This window comes from Thermogemmata fonticola, assembly GCF_013694095.1.
In the GTDB taxonomy this organism is placed as follows: domain Bacteria; phylum Planctomycetota; class Planctomycetia; order Gemmatales; family Gemmataceae; genus Thermogemmata; species Thermogemmata fonticola.
In genome coordinates, this window is the sequence record NZ_JACEFB010000011.1 from 32,372 (window position 1) to 46,667 (window position 14,296).

The following is a 14,296-nucleotide window of genomic DNA, read 5'->3' on the forward strand; positions in this document are numbered from 1 at the left end:
AGGATCAGCCGGCGCGGCTCTGGACCTCCCGCGGACTGCTACGCGCTGGCGGCAGCAAGGTGATAACGCGGTCGCATTGGCGCGCTACGGCTTCGGAGTGTGTGATCACAATCAACGTCCAGGGCGTGTCTGGACCCAAGAGAGTGGCCAGTGTCATGTCGCGGAATTGTTCATCGAGGTGGTCCAAGGCTTCGTCGATGATCAGGAGTCTCGGTTCTCCCAGCATGGCGCGGGCGAGCATCAGGCGGCTGGCCTGGCCTAATGACAGTGGCTTGCCATCACCCCAGAGCATAGTATGCAGCCCGTCGGGGAAGGCCATGATGGTGTCCAGCATGCCGACTTTGGCGAGGATCTCGTGGATTTGCATGAGGCTGATCTCTTCGCGCCCCATGCGCAGGTTGTCCAGCACGGTCCCTTCGATGATTTCCACCCCTTTGACCAGGGCCACATGTTCCCGCAAGGAATCGGGACGCAGGCTGCGGATATCCACGCCGTCGATTTCCACCCAGCCGCTTTGGGGGGTGCGCAAGCCGTAGAGCACGTCTGCCAGGGTGCTTTTGCCTGCGCCATTGGGGCCGACAATCGCCACCCGTTCCCCTGGACTGATGCTCAACGACAATTGTTGCAATGCTGGCCACTTCTGCCCGCTGTAGGTGAAGGAGACGCTATGCAGGGTGACGCTCGCCCCTTTGCTGTGCGCGACGTGATGCTCCCCGGTGAGGCTTTCGGACGGCAGGTCCTGGAGTTGGCCCAGTTTATCCATCGCCGCCAAGATGTCGTAGTACGCCTCGACGTATTTGATGATCTTGAGGAAAGTCGCCAGGATGAGATTGATGACGATTTCCGCCGCCACGAGTTCGCCAAGGGTGAGTTGCCCCTGGATCACCAAGGTGCCGCCCAGCGCCAGCAGAGCCACGTTGATGACGATATACAGCAGCACCAGGAAGGCGAACTGCCGCAGGAGAATGCGGAAGTGCTGCTTGCGAGCTTCGAGGTACTCCCGCGTCAAAGCTTCGGCCCGCTCCCAGGCCATGCGGGGACCTCCGGCGAGCTTGAAAGCCACGGGATGCCGCGCGATTTCTTCCATCCAGCCGGCCACCCGATACTTGGCGACGGATTCCCGAATGGCCGTGCGCACCGCGCCCCGTCCCAACACCACGACCCAAAACGCCAGCGCACCCAACAGCAGCATGTTGAATCCCAGGAGCAATTGATGATATACGGCCAGCAGGACCATGCCGATGCCGATCTGCAACAGCAAAGAGACGCCATCGAGCAGCAGCACTGCCGAGGACTTCTGCACGGTCAGCACATCGAAAAACCGATTGACCAACTCAGGCCCGTAGCGGTGGTCGAAGGCCTTGAGGTCCACCCGCGGCAATTTGTACGACAACTCCGAAGCCACACGAATGAATATCCGCCGCTGGATGTACTCCACGAGCAAATACTGCAACAGAATCAGAACCCCGGCGATCGTGAGCGCCACGAGTAAGCCCAGGCACAGCACGATGAGCTGCTGGATCAGCGTGCCGAAGGCCACGGTGTTGACCACGGCCATGGTCACAATCGGCACGGTGAGATTGAGCAGGCCGATCGCCACGGCAAAGGCGATGACCAGGCGGATGTCCGTCCGGTCGGGGCGCAACAGCCGCAGCAGCCGCTTCCAGGGATGCAGGCCGGTCAGGAAGTGGCCGTGCTCCTCCTCCTGCTTCGGAGCCGGCCACGGAGGAGTCGTGACGGCGATGGGAATCGGTTCCAGCCATTCCAGAACCACATCCGCGTCGCTGGCGCCTAGGATAGCCGCTAGCTCATCCGCGCTATGCCAGACCGGCTCTTCCTTATCCGAGGCGATGAGCAAGCCCCGGCTTCCCTCAGCATCTTCGATAATGAACCACCGCCCGCTCCCCGTGGGCGTGATCGCAAAAATGAGCAGGGGAACTTCCTCACGGTGGATGTAGGACAACGCCTCCCGGATCGAGTAGTGATGGGATTGCAGGCGAATCCCCAGTCCCTCGGCCGCTTGAGCCAAGCGGATGCGTGAGGCCCGCGGCAACGTCGGCTCGATCCGCTGCACCGCCGCCCGATAAAGCTGGGCGGCATGCTCCAGATCGAAAGGCAGATCGCAAACCTGCGCCAGATATTCCAGGATTCTGAGCGATTCGATATCCTGCGCCGAGGCTGGCTGCTGGGCTTTCAAGTCACTGAGCACCGCGATCTCCTCGGAGGGGGTTGTTCGTCGCCGTCGCATTCCGCACATCCTGCCTTCCCGCCACGGTTGCGACTCGCCGGGGTCGGCTTCCGAGTGCTTACCGAAGGCTTTTTGTACCATGATAACCTGGAGAGAGGGAGTTGTCCCACCGCCTTCCTTCCCTGTCACGGATTCCTGCCTGGCCTCGTCGTCGCTGCTGGCCTGCCGGCCGTTCCAGGCCGTACCATGACTCCAACCCAGGGGCTAGCCTCCCGCCTGGCGGGATTGTCTCTCTGAGGCGGCCGATCGCATGGGGAGCTGCGGTTAGCTATGACGGCGGCCGAGGCTCGATTTCGCTGGCGGAGCGGCAGGGGCGGACAAACGCAACGGGAACGCTATAACGTCGCCACCAGCGGGTTGTGGCCCACACCACGGCGGAGGGAAGGGGACCTCAGTCGCGGCGGGCAGGACGCAACCGTTCGACCTGTGGAGGGGCAGATCATGCGCTCCCGGTTCATCACCTTGGCAAAAAACGTGATTCTAGCAGTGGGATGGCTTATGATGGCGGAACCCGTCTATGGCGATGAGGGGATGTGGCTGTTCAACCAGCCGCCGCGGGAATACTTGCAGAAACAGTACGGTTTCGCCCCGGATGACGCCTGGTTGGAACATGTCCGGCTGGCCTCGGTCCGCTTCAATTCCGGCGGCTCCGGCAGCTTCGTCAGCCCCTACGGCCTGGTGATGACCAATCACCACGTGGCTTCGGATGATCTGGCCAAGCTGTCTACCCCGGAGAAGAACTACCTGCGTGACGGCTTCCATGCGAAAACTTTGGCGGAGGAGTTGCCTTGCAAGGGGCTGGAGCTGAACGTCCTTATCGGGATCCAGGATGTGACGGCGGAGGTGGAAAAGGCGGTGCCGCCGGGGACCCCGCCCGCCGAGGCGTTCAAGCTGCGCCAGGCCCGCATCGCCGAGCTGGAGAAAGCCGCCGCTGACCCAGACAAAAACATCCGCGCCGATGTCGTCACCCTTTACGCTGGCGGGCAATATCACCTCTACACCTTCAAAAAGTACACTGACATCCGCCTGGTTTTCGCGCCGGAAAAAGACGCCGCCTTCTTCGGCGGAGACCCGGACAACTTCGAATATCCCCGCTACTGCCTCGATGTGGCCTTTGTGCGCGTGTACGAGAACGGCAAGCCGATCAACAGCCAGCATTATCTGAAGTGGAGCGCCCAGGGGAGCCGGGAAGGGGAGCTGGTCTTCGTCTCGGGGCATCCGGGCCGGACCAACCGGGGCAATACGATGGCGGAGCTGAAATACCTGCGGGACACCGGCTATCCCTATCTGCTCCAGCGTCTCAACCGGCTGGAGGTGCTGCTGAGCGCCTGGAGCGCCCGCAGCGAGCGCAATGCCCAGCGTGCGGAAGATGAGCTATTCAGCATCCAGAACAGCCGCAAGGCGCGGATCGGCGGCTTGGCGGGCCTGCTCGATCCCAAACTGATGGCCCGCAAAGAGGCCCAGGAGAAACGCCTGCGGGACTATCTGACCCATTTGCAAGTGCGGATGCAGCCCCTGCCGCCTTGGCACGCCGAGGCCACGAAAGCCTTTGAGGTCATCGCCCAGGCGGAAAAGGTCCGGGCCGAGTTGATCCGGGATGTCACCCTGCTGGAAAACGCCGCCGGCTTCTATTGCGCCTCCTTCGGAATCGCCCGAACCCTCGTCCGTGCTGCCGAGGAGCTGCCCAAACCCGGCGGAGAACGCCTGCGCGAGTTCGCCGACGCTCGCCTGCCCAGCCTCAAATTCCAGCTCTTCTCCGATGAACCGATCTATGAAGACCTGGAGATCGTCAAACTCACCGATGCCCTGACCTTCCTGGCGACGAGTCTGGGAGCGGAGCACGAACTGGTTCAGAAAGTGCTGGCTGGCAAATCCCCCCGCGAACGGGCCTATGAATTGATCAGCGGCACTCGCGTCCGCGATGTGGAGTTCCGCAAGAAAGTCTTCGCAGAGATCGAAGAGAAGGCCAAGGCCGGCCAGAAGGTCGAGGTCAGCCGTTGGAACGATCCGATGATGGATCTGGCCCTGCTGGTCGATCCGGCTGCCCGCGCCGTACGCAAGCGCTTCGAGAATGAAGTCGAGGAGCCGAAGCGCCAGGCTTACGCCGCTTTGGCCAAGGCCCGCTTCGCCATGGATGGGGACCGGGTCTATCCTGATGCCACCTTTACCCTGCGTTTGGCCTTCGGCGTGGTCAAGGGGTACAAGGAAGATGGCAAGGACGTGCCGCCGTTCACCACCTTCGCCGGCATGTTCCAGCGAGCCGAGGAGCAGAAGCATCAGCCCCCCTTCGTGCTGCCCAAGCGCTGGCTGGAGCGCAAAAAGGCCCTCGATCTCCAGACGCCGCTGAACTTCGTCTGCACGGCGGATATTATCGGCGGCAACTCCGGCTCGCCGGTCATCAACAAAAAGGGGGAGGTCGTGGGCCTGATCTTCGATGGCAACATCCAGTCGCTGGTGCTGGACTTCATCTACGATGACGAGCAAGCGCGGGCCATCTCCGTCGATAGCCGGGGCATTCTGGAAGCGCTGCGCAAAATCTACGATGCCCAGGACCTGGCGGATGAGATCACCGGCGTCCTCAAGCGCTGACAGAGAAAGGGAAGGAGAGGAGCGGAGACAGGGCGAAGGTAAGGCGGAGGCGGGGGTCCAGCCGAGCGGCGGCGCAAGAGGGGCGGCGGAGCGCTGCCGGGGACCGGAGGGACCAATCAGGCCGTGGCGGAAGCGGCTGCCCCAGCTTCCCAAGGGAGTGACACAGCGATGGCGGAAACCCGCAGCACTCAGCTCCTGGTGATTGGCGCCGGACCCGGCGGCTACCCGGCGGCGTTGCATGCGGCCGATCGCGGATGGGCCGTCACCCTGGTCGATGAGGATAACCGCCTGGGCGGCGTCTGCCTCAATCGCGGCTGCATCCCCTCCAAGGCGCTGTTGCATATCGCCCGGCTCCTCCATGAAGTCCGCGCCTTGGCGGAACAGGGCGTGCGCTTCGAGGGACCGCAGATCGACCTGGAGCGCCTGCGCAGCTACGTCCAGAAGCAAGTCGTGGGCCGGCTCAATAGCGGGATCGCCCAGTTGACCAAGGCCCGCGGCGTCCAGGTGCTCACCGGTCACGCCACCTTCCTCGACCCGCACACCGTCCGGGTGCGTCCCAGCGTCGGCGAAGAGCTGACCTTGCGCTTCGAGCATTGCATCCTGGCTCCCGGCTCGCTGCCCGTGGTGCCTTCCGCCTGGCAGGTCGATCCCCAGCGCATCTGGGATAGCACGGCCGCCCTGCAACTGTCCTGCCTGCCGCCGCGCTTGTTGGTCATCGGAGGGGGGTACATTGGCTTGGAGATCGGCACCGTCTATGCGGCCCTGGGCAGCCAGGTGACGGTCGTGGAAGCCTTGGACGGCCTCTTGCCCCTGGCGGACCGGGACCTGGTGGCGCCGCTGGAGAAACGCCTGCGTCGGGAGTTCGCCGCCATTTACGTGAACACGCGGGTGGCCAGTGTGCAAGCGGCGGAGGAGGGGATCGCTGTGACCCTGGAAGGCCGGGATGTGCCGGAACGGCTCCTCTTCGACCACGTGCTGGTCGCCGTGGGGCGCCGGCCCAATACGGCCCATCTGAACCTGGACAAGGCCGGGGTGCAGGTCGATGAGCGTGGTTACATCCGCGTCGATGCACAACGCCGCACCAGCGTACCGCACATCTATGCCGTGGGCGATGCGGCGGGGGAGCCGGGACTGGCCCACAAGGCGACAGCGGAAGCACGGGTCGCCGTCGAAGCGCTCTTGGGGGAACCGGCGGCCTGGCAGCCCCGCGCGATTCCAGCCGTGGTCTTCACCGATCCGGAAATCGCCTGGGCCGGCCTGACGGAAAAGCAAGCCCAGGCGGAAGGGATTCCCCACGAGGTCCTCAAGTTCCCCTGGACCGCCAGCGGCCGCGCAGTAACCCTCGACCGCACCGAAGGGTTGACCAAACTCCTCGTCGAGCCGGACAGCAAACGCATCCTGGGCGTTGGCATGGTCGGCGTCGGTGTCGGAGATATGATCGCCGAAGGAGTGTTGGCCATCGAGATGGGCGCCGTCGCCCGCGACCTCCTGGAAACCATTCACCCCCATCCCACCCTTTCGGAAACCCTCATGGAATGTGCCGAGCTGGCTTACGGTGCCTCCGTCCATATCGCTCGTCCGAAACGCAGTTAGAGCTGCTCGTTGGAAACACCCAGCGCGTATAAGTGAGTGTTGCTTGTTCAACGGAGTGAGTGCTATCCGTGGGCTACGCCGTCCGAAGCGTGTCCCCGGTTCCTTCCAGGAAGTGCGGCGTGAGAAGAGCGGTTCTGGCCCCTTGGCTCTGATGTTTCTCGTTGCCTAAGCGCTTCTACGCCGGCGGCCGGCGGTGGGGCCGCGTAGTATTCCTGGTACAGTTTCTCTACGATGGTTTCGCCATGCCGGGCCAAACGCCGCCGGATGCGCCAGTTCTGCCACAGCACGGGGAGCAGTCCCCGCTTTTGGAAGCGGCGCGGAGAGACCGTCACGGGAAGATCGAGATAGGCGAGCGGTCCGCTTAGCTGCAAACGCCGGGATAGGGCCACATCTTCCAGAAACGGCCAGGGGGGAAAGCCGCCGATGGCTTCCAGGACCGAGCGGCGGAAGAACTGGGCCTGGTCGCCGTAAGCCAGTCCCCGGCGGGCGCGGCGGCGATCGGCCCATTCGACGAGACGATACCACCAGGCTGCACTGTCAAAGCGATGGCCCAGGCAGCCGCCCACAATTTCGGGATGATCGGCGAGCCGTTGGCGGACCCGTTCCAAAGCCACAGGGGGGAAGATCATGTCGGCATGGGCGATCAGGATGATGTCCTGCGGACAGAAATCCAGGGCGTAAGCGATCTGTCGGCCTCGGCCGCGCTGAGGACAGGAGAGAACCAGGGCGCCGCCTTGCTCCGCGATGGCCGCGGTCCCATCCGTGGAGCCGCCATCGGCGACGACAATGCACTCGGCCGGTGCGCTTTGCTCCTGAAGCGACTGGAGCAGCAGGGGCAAGCAATCCGCTTCCTGCCAGGTCGGCACGATGACAGCCAGGGTGAGGGTGCGTGAGGGTGAAGGCCGGTCTGTCATGGAGCGGTTCATCCTTCCTCCAGGGAGGGGGGAAATAAGAGAAAACAAGGATGCAGGGGGACGATAACACTTGTCGCGGTCCAGCCGGGTCAAATCTCCTCAAAGCGGGCGGTGAAATGCCGCAGTAGCGGGGGTGCGTCGATGAGGCGCAAGCCGCGGATGGACGAGCGGTCGGCGTAGACTTCCGCCACGGCTTCGATGACGTAGTCGATGTGGCTTTGGGTGTACACCCGGCGGGGGATGGCCAGGCGCACCAATTGCATCGGCGGATGGATCATGCGTCCCGTGGCCGGGTCCTGCCGTCCGAACATGACGCTGCCGATCTCGACGCCGCGGATCCCCGCATGGCGGTACAGGGCACACACCAGGGCCTGGCCGGGAAATTCATCCGGCGTCAAGTGTTCGCAGAAATCGGCGGCATCGATGTAAATAGCGTGCCCCCCCGGCGGCTCGACGATCCGCACCCCGGCATGCAGCAGACCTTCGCCCAGATACTCCACGCTGCGGATGCGGTATTGCAAGTAATCCTCGTCCAGCACTTCCTGGAAACCCTGGGCCATCGCTTCCAGGTCCCGCCCTGCCAGTCCGCCGTAAGTGATGAACCCTTCGGTCAGGATCAGGAGGTTGTTGGCCCGCTGGGCTAGCTGATCATCCCGCATGAGCAGCACGCCGCCGATGTTGACCAGCCCATCCTTCTTGGCGCTGATGGTGGCGCCGTCGGCCAGAGCGAACATGTCCCGGACGATGTCCCGCACGGAGCGGTGCTGCTGTCCTTCTTCCCGCAGTTTGATGAAGTAGGCATTCTCGGCGAAGCGGCAGGCGTCCAGGAACAACGGGATGCCGTAACGGTCGCAGACCTGGCGCACCGCTCGAAGATTGGCCAGGCTCACGGGTTGGCCGCCGCCGGTGTTGTTCGTGACGGTCATCATGACGACGGGGATGCGTTCCGGCCCCACCTTCTGGATTAGCTCTTCCAGCCGGGCCACATCCATGTTCCCCTTGAAAGGGCGGCGCAGGCGGGGCTTTTTCCCTTCTTCGCAGAGCAGGTCCACCGCCTCCGCTCCGGAGTGCTCGATATTCGCGCGGGTGGTGTCGAAGTGGCTATTGCTCGGCACGATCTTACCCGGCCCGCCGAGCAGCTCGAAGAGGATGCGTTCGCTGGCCCGGCCTTGATGCGTCGGCAGAACGTGGGGCATGCCGGTGATCTCCTTCATCACGGCCTCGAAACGATACCAGCTCCGCGCCCCCGCGTACGACTCGTCGCCCCGGAGCATCCCGGCCCACTGCTCGCTGGACATCGCCGCTGTGCCGCTGTCGGTGAGCAAGTCGATCAGCACCGCCTCCGCCGGTATCAAAAACGGATTGAAATAGGCGGAACGCAAAATCGCCTCCCGTTCCGCGCGTGTGGTCAACCGTAACGGTTCCACCATCTTGATGCGAAAGGGTTCGATGATGGTCTTCATTCTGGGTTCCTCGGCGCCCGCTCTTGCAGCCACGACAGGGTATGATCCATATTACCGGACTGCCGAGCGAGCCGATAGCCTGACCCCCGGCTGCCTGATGGACCGATAGCTTGCCGCTGGGGGTGGGCGAAGAGTCGATCGCCCGCCCGCTCCGGGCCGCTAAAGCAACGGAGCGCTCGCTGCCTTCGCCAACTTGCATGAGGGAGCCTGCCGATGATCCGCCTGCTCCAACCGCCGGATGTCCCCCCGTTGCTGGAACTCACCGCGCAGACGGATATGTTCCTCCCTCACGAACTGGACGCTCTGGAGGAAGTCTTTACGGACTACTTCGCCGCCCTGAAGGATTACGATCATCACGCCTGGGTTTGGGAGGCGGAAGAGCGCTTGCTCGGCTTCGTCTACTATGCCCCGGCACCGCTGACGGATCGGAGCTGGTATCTCTACTGGATCGTCGTGGCAAAGGAGTACCAGCGCCAGGGCTTGGGCAGCCGATTGCTCCAATTTGTGGAAGCGGACCTGCGCACCCGCGGAGCACGTCTGTTGCTCGTCGAAACGTCCTCCAAGCCGTCCTACGCTCCGACTCGCGCCTTCTACCACAAACACGGTTACACGCTTTGTGCTACCGTGCCGGACTTTTACGCCGATGGCGACAGCCTGGTCATTTTTGCCCGCCGCCTCTGAGACTCCGCGGCCTTCTGAGAGTCGCCGGTATGTTGAAGGCTTCCCCAGGTCTTGGCCCGCCTGGCTTCCCCTGGCTTTTCCCTCGGCATCGAACCGCTGACTGTTGCTCGGCTTGAGCCCCGAGGTCCGGTGACACAGGTTCGTCTTGGCTCTCCCTCGGCGCAGAAGGAGGGGGGGCATGGCAAGGCGAAACGAATTCAAGCGGAACGGAAGCGTGCCGTCAGGGGTTGGAGACGCTGAAGGGCCTCGGCGTGGCACAGGCCATTGGTGGCGAGCAGTCCGCGGCGCTGGGCGAAGTCGTCCGCTTGATAAGCGATGGGTTGGCCGAAGAGGTCGGTGACAGTGCCGCCGGCTTCAGTGACCAGCAAGTGTCCCGCGCAGATGTCCCAGTCGTGAAAGGTTTCGTAGGTGTTGGCGTAAACGTCGGCTTCGCCGCGGGCGACACGGGCGAGCTTGACGCCGCCGGAATAGGTCTCCTGAATGTGCTTGGGTGTGAGCAGAGCTGCGGCGCGGCTGACTTGGCCAGGTTTGGCCCAGGATTGCACCAGGATGCACTCGGAAAAGGGGCGGCGGGAGACCTGGCAGCGGACGGCGGTGGCATCCCCGACATAGGTCCAGCAGCCGCCGCCCTGCCGCGCGAAGGTGATCCGATTCTGGGCGGGTTCAGCGACGACTCCCACCACTGGCATTCCCTCGGCCAAAAGGCCGATCATCACGGAGAACTGGCCGTTTTTGCGGGCGAACCCCCGGGTGCCGTCGATCGGATCGACGACCCACGTCCGCGGGCCGCGCTGTGCCACAGTCTCGAAACCGCTGATCTTCTCCTCCGCGCAGAGAGCATCGTGGGGGAAGTGGTGGTGGAGCCGATCCAAAATCAGTTCCTGCGCCCGCCGATCGACGGGGGTGCTGATGTCGGCAGGGGCATCCGGAATGGCTGTGAAGGCCTGGTATTCCTGGCGGAGGCGCTCCGCGGCTTCCTCCGCCACCTTCAGAGCGATCGTCAATTCCCTATCCCAGGGCATGGCTACTCCTGTGGGTTGGATGCCGTCTCGGCGACCTGGGCTTCCGCCAGCAGTTGCAAGCGGCGGTAATAGTCGTTGCGCTGCCACAATTCCCGGTGGGTGCCCATGTCGCTGATCTTACCGTTGACGATGAGGAAGACCCGATCCACCCAGCGCAAGGTGGTCAAGCGTTGGGCCAGGACGAGGATGGTCCGTCCGGGAGCGACGCGCTGCAAGGTGTCGTCCAAGAGCACTAAGGTGTCCTCATCCACGGGCGGGCCGGGTTCCTCCACCACCAGAATGCTAGGATCGCGAACCAGGGCGCGGGCCAGAGCGATCCGGAAGGCTTGGCCGGGAGTCAGCGGCACGCCATGCTCCCCGATCACGGTTTCGTAGCCGTAGGGGAGACGTTCGATGAACTGGTGGGCATGGGCCAGTTTGGCCGCTTCGATGATCTGCGGCAGGCGGTACTGCGGGTCGCCGCAGCCGATGTTGTTCGCCACCGTATCCGTGAAGACCCATTCATCCTCCATCACGAGGGCGACTTGGAGGCGGAGGGATTCGTGCGTGACCCAGCGGATGTTTTTGTCTTCGATGCGGATTTCTCCTTGCGTCGGGTCGAAGAAGCGCGGCAGGAGGTAGGCCAGGCTGCGCAGGGCGCGGCGATCCGAACCGACGAAGGCGACTTTCGCACCTGCTGGAATGGCGAAGGTGAGATTTTCCAGCAGATAGCGGTCGCTGCCCGGTTCCAGGAGGGAGACATGGCGGAACTCGATGCGGCTGCGCAGAGGGGGGAGGTATTCGGCATCCACGGCTTCGGCGGCTTCCCCTTTGCGTTCGAGATACTCCAGGATGGCATCGGCGGCTTCCACGCCGCGCCGCCAGCGGGAGCGGACCCGGAACAGGTCCACCACCGCCGGCGCTAGACCCACCAAAGCCACTGCCAGCACGGCTAGACCCGCGGGACTGAACTCGCCTGCCAGTACCGACAGGCCGCCCAAATACAGCAATCCCGCCCCTCCCAACAGGGCCACCGCGTGGAGCATTGGCTCGGCCAGGGCATCCCCACGCAGCTTCCGCCAAGCCGCACGGATCAACGTACTCAGTTGCCGCTCGACCCGGTTCTGATTGAACCGCTCCAGTTGATAGCATTTGACCAGTCTCACCAAACGCAAGCTTTCCAGGAGCAAAGCCTGGGCGCTCTGAAGTTGCCGGCTGCCCTGACGGCCTTCCCGCCGGTAATACGCTGACAACTGGCCGCCCACCAGCCACACCAGAGCCGCCATCACCACGAAAGTCACCGCTAGCCAAAAATGCACCAGCAGGATCAGCAGGAGCAATCCCGCCAATTGGGGAATCGCACGCCAGGGCAGAGTCACCACGCTATACATGGCTTGGCCGGCCGTCTCCGCTTGCCGGGTGAAAAGCGCCTCCGCTTCGGCTGTACCCGCCGTCCGAATGGCCAGCGAACCCAAACGGTAGGTATGCAGATAAATCGCCCGGCGCAAGCGGGTAATGACGTCCAGCATCACCGCTGAGGCGAGGTAAGTCACGGTGGTACTGGCCAGACTCCGCAGGACTACCAGGGCGAAAGCAGCCAGAAACAAGCCCGTCAGATAGGGGAAATTGGGAATGCCGGAACCAGAGGGGCGCCAGGTCCAACCGTTCCACGCGGCCAGCCGTCCCAGGAAGCGGCCCGTCCAGCGCTGACGCTCTTGCACCACCACCGGCAGTACGCCCAAAGGGCCGGACGGCCCCATCCGGCTTTCCCCCAGCGAGGCCCGGTAAGTCTCCGCGGCCTCCGGCCCCACATGCTCCTCCAACGCCTGATAAGCCACCGCTCGCCAGATGCCCTCCCACTGCTCCAGGGGCAGCGCCGCCTCCAGACCCTGTTCCGCCACCTGCTGTTGGGCTTCGGCGGATACGCCAAACCGCTGCCCGCGCTCCAGCCGCTGCTCCGCGGACCAGCGCGACCATTCGTCCGCCAGCCGCGCTTGTTCCCCCGCGCTCAGATCGGCAAAGCCGGGAATGCGGCCCCGATCCGTGAGCAGCGCGACGAACAGGTACAGCCAGGCGACCAGGATCACCGTCACGATTCCCACCAGCACGGACCCTGCCCGCGCTCCCCATTGCTCCACCTTCGCCTTGCAGAAATCCCGGCTGAGTCGCTGCCACGCTGCCCCGTTCATGACTGACTCTTCTCCCCTCGCGCCTGGCCTCCTCTCCCCTTTCTCTACCGTTTGGTCTGCTCTCCGGCTTCCCCTTCCCCAGACTACCAAAACCGGCTGCGGGCGAAAATCCCACTTGCCCATAGCCAGGCTGGAACTCGCGGACGCAGGAGAATACAGCCGGTATCGCCCCTGACTCCGCTCCGCTACTCCCTGGCCGAACCGAAACTTGCTGCCGCATCGTTTATCCTCCAGAAGCGGGCAGGGATCGTTCACGCTCCCCCAACGTCCCGGAATGGTGCAAAGAAGAAGCACCGCTACGCACCGCTGCTTTCATGCCGGCGGAATTACGGGGGGGTGGCCAACTTCCGCCGCTGCTGCGGGTGATGGAAGACGGGCACCGGCACCCTGGGCGTTCCGCCGTGGACCATTTATGTGAAAATATGTACCATAAAATGGAAAATGTCAAATGAAATGATCAGATTTTCATAAATTGCCGGATTGTCAAGATGAATTCCGGGAGCGTTCAGCGGGGCCCTCACCAGGTGCAGGTCCGCGGGTCGGGACAAGCGCTTCGAGAAACTGGCGCGTGGCATTGGGCCAGGAGTAGCGTTGAGCATAGGCAGTGCAGGCGGCGGGATCGCCCCGCTGGAGGGCCAGTTGGATCGCCGTCTGAAGGTCGTCGTGGAGGGCGCCACAGCGGGGGTCGGTGATCAGATCGCGGGGTCCTGGTGCGGGGTAGGCGGCGACGGGTAGTCCGCTGGCCAACGCTTCCAGGATAACGTTGCCGAAAGTGTCCGTGCGGCTGGGGAAGACGAAGAGGTCCGCGGCGGCGTAAAGTTCGGCCAATTCCCGGCCATGACGATAGCCGAGAAAGACCGCCTCGGAATAACGCTGCTGCCACGGCTGCCGGGCCGGTCCATCGCCGACCAGCACCTTGCTACCCCTCAGCGGCAGGCGCAGGAAATCTTCCAGTCCCTTTTCCGCTGAGATACGGCCCACGTAAAGAAAGATCGGGCGCGGATACGGCAGCGCCGGCTTCGGCCGCGGATGGAACAGCGTGGTATCCACCCCGCGGGACCAGAGAGAAACGGGGGGAGTGAAGCCGCGCTGCTGCAACTCCTGGGCGAGCGTCGGCGTGGCGACCAGAAGCCGAGCCGCGGCCCCATGAAACCAGCGCAGATAGCTATAACTCAGCCGCGGCGGGATGCCGGCCAGAGTGTGGAGATATTCGGGAAAGCGTGTGTGATAGGAGGTGGTGAAGCGCCAGCCGAGGCGGCGCGCCACGCAGCGGGCCAGAAGGCCGAGCGGACCTTCTGTGGCAATGTGCAGATGGTCCGGGCGAAAGCGCAAGAGCCGCCGGGCGATCCGCCCGCTCCGGGGCATAGCCAGGGAGATTTCCGGATAAAAAGGAGCCGGCAGGCGGAAAAAAGCGGACGGCTCGATGACATCCACGGTATGCCCGAATTGCTGCAACAGGCGGCAGGTCGTGTCCAGCGTGCGGACCACACCGCTAACTTGAGGATGCCAGGCATCGGTGACCAGCGTGATCCGGGCCATACGTCGTCTGCCAGGAGGGGAAAAGAATCGGCGGGTGAGGGTGCCCCCCTGTCCCTCCCTTTATTCTCCCCGGATGAAC

9 protein-coding genes are annotated in these 14,296 nt (G+C 63.7%); 3 read left to right on the forward strand and 6 right to left on the reverse strand.

Annotated features, from left to right (window positions below; genetic code table 11):
* Positions 1 to 4: 4 nt before the first annotated feature.
* Positions 5 to 2,248 (reverse strand): peptidase domain-containing ABC transporter, encoded by a 2,244-nt coding sequence (locus H0921_RS13405; protein ID WP_228499680.1) that lies wholly within the window; start codon positions 2,246 to 2,248, stop codon positions 5 to 7.
* 270 nt (positions 2,249 to 2,518) lie between these two features.
* Here H0921_RS13405 and H0921_RS13410 point away from each other — a divergent pair, with 270 nt between their 5' ends.
* Together H0921_RS13410 and lpdA are read left to right on the forward strand one after the other, a co-directional pair.
* Positions 2,519 to 4,837: a S46 family peptidase gene (locus H0921_RS13410; RefSeq protein ID WP_228499683.1), complete on the forward strand. Its 2,319-nt coding sequence runs from the start codon at positions 2,519 to 2,521 to the stop codon at positions 4,835 to 4,837.
* 168 nt (positions 4,838 to 5,005) lie between these two features.
* Entirely contained in the window at positions 5,006 to 6,430 is a 1,425-nt protein-coding gene (lpdA, locus tag H0921_RS13415; RefSeq protein WP_194538982.1) for a dihydrolipoyl dehydrogenase, read from the forward strand.
* Positions 6,431 to 6,492: 62 nt separating this feature from the next.
* On the opposite strand, the gene H0921_RS13420 is transcribed toward lpdA, so the two are convergent.
* Positions 6,493 to 7,356: a TIGR04283 family arsenosugar biosynthesis glycosyltransferase gene (locus H0921_RS13420; RefSeq protein WP_194538984.1), complete on the reverse strand. Its 864-nt coding sequence runs from the start codon at positions 7,354 to 7,356 to the stop codon at positions 6,493 to 6,495.
* Between the two features lie 77 nt (positions 7,357 to 7,433).
* Positions 7,434 to 8,807 (reverse strand): tryptophanase, encoded by a 1,374-nt coding sequence (locus tag H0921_RS13425; RefSeq protein WP_194538986.1) that lies wholly within the window; start codon positions 8,805 to 8,807, stop codon positions 7,434 to 7,436.
* 213 nt (positions 8,808 to 9,020) lie between these two features.
* Here H0921_RS13425 and H0921_RS13430 point away from each other — a divergent pair, with 213 nt between their 5' ends.
* Positions 9,021 to 9,488, forward strand: a complete 468-nt coding sequence (locus tag H0921_RS13430; RefSeq protein ID WP_194538989.1) for a GNAT family N-acetyltransferase — start codon at positions 9,021 to 9,023, stop codon at positions 9,486 to 9,488.
* Positions 9,489 to 9,685: 197 nt separating this feature from the next.
* Here H0921_RS13430 and H0921_RS13435 read toward each other — a convergent pair whose 3' ends face one another.
* The 3 genes from H0921_RS13435 to H0921_RS13445 all read right to left on the reverse strand — a co-directional run bounded on the left by H0921_RS13435 (position 9,686) and on the right by H0921_RS13445 (position 14,217).
* Positions 9,686 to 10,510, reverse strand: a complete 825-nt coding sequence (locus H0921_RS13435; protein WP_194538991.1) for a 3'(2'),5'-bisphosphate nucleotidase CysQ family protein — start codon at positions 10,508 to 10,510, stop codon at positions 9,686 to 9,688.
* A 2-nt stretch (positions 10,511 to 10,512) separates the two neighbouring features.
* A complete protein-coding gene (locus H0921_RS13440; protein ID WP_194538993.1) occupies positions 10,513 to 12,678 on the reverse strand; it encodes an ABC transporter ATP-binding protein in 2,166 nt (721 codons plus the stop codon).
* Positions 12,679 to 13,161: 483 nt separating this feature from the next.
* Positions 13,162 to 14,217, reverse strand: coding sequence for a glycosyltransferase family 4 protein (locus H0921_RS13445; protein ID WP_194538996.1), 1,056 nt, complete (start codon positions 14,215 to 14,217; stop codon positions 13,162 to 13,164).
* Positions 14,218 to 14,296: the final 79 nt, after the last annotated feature.